This is a genomic window from Salinimicrobium oceani, from assembly GCF_012037645.1.
The window spans coordinates 1-1,113 of the sequence record NZ_JAAVJR010000033.1 but is presented as its reverse complement, the minus strand read 5'-3'; the positions used below and the strand labels follow the sequence as shown (position 1 = coordinate 1,113).

The 1,113-nt window shown below is 36.5% G+C and carries 1 pseudogene; it reads right to left on the bottom strand.

Features of this window, described 5'->3' with window-relative positions:
- Positions 1 to 762 precede the first annotated feature (762 nt).
- Positions 763 to 1,113, bottom strand: a pseudogene (locus tag HC175_RS15160) (LysE family translocator); the annotation flags it as partial.

The window sequence follows — 1,113 nt, the reverse complement described above, 5'->3', positions numbered from 1 at the left end:
GGGACGCTCGATGCCTCTAAAAAAGCTCCTTTGTTAGGGAGCTTTTTTTATTCAGGATTTAAAATTCAGAATTCAAGATTTTTGAGGTGTCAACAAGTTTATTTGAATAATTTATCGTAACCAAAAAAACCGGAACAGCGGTTCTCCCGATGCTTCGGGACGCTCGATGCCTCTAAAAAAGCTCCTTTGTTAGGGAGCTTTTTTTATTCAGGATTTAAAATTCAGAATTCAAGATATCTAAGGTGTCAGAAAGATAATTTGAATAATTTCTCTTAACCAAAAAAACCGGAACAGCGGTTCTCCCGATGCTTCGGGACGCTCGATGCCTCTGAAAAAAAGCTCCTTTTTTGAAGGAGCTTTTTTAATTTCCAATAATTCAAATCCCAAATTCCAAAAGGGATAAAAAAATGGAGTCTAAACTACATCTTGTCGATTCGAATAAATGATACAGAGGTTCTCCCGATGCTTCGGGACGCTCGATGCCTCCAAAAAAGCTCCTTTGTTAGGGAGCTTTTTTTATTCAGGATTTAAAATTCAAAATATAGGATTTCTAAGGTGTCAAAAAGATAATTTCAATAATTACCATAAAGAACCTGGTAAACCCCTTTTTTATGGAACTCTTTTTTATTAAGGATTTAATATTCTTCCAAATCTCTCTATTGTTCCGAATATTAAATAACCTCTCAAAAAGGGTATTTTTGGCCTGCTTTAATTTTAATTTTCGTAAAACAATTTTGGAATTTGGTGCTTAAAGTCTGGAATTTATTCAAAATACTGAATATAAGCTCCGGCACCGGCTTCAGGGGTAATGTTATCGATCTGGTCCTGGATCTGGTTCATTTCCTGAGGTACAAGACCCTGACCAATAAGAAATAACCCGAAGATCACCAGAATGATGCTTATCACCTTTTTTACGTTATAGATGCGGTTTGGAGTAAGCTTCCGGTTAAGTTTTTTGGCTGCCAGGATCTTGAAAATGTCAATTACAAAATAAGTTCCTAAAACAGTTCCGAAGAAAAGGCTCATGCGGGAGGTTTCCATCTCCATTTGAGGACCAAAAACAATAATAAGTCCCAGCCAGAAGCCTAAAACTCCGATATTGATGAAATTCAG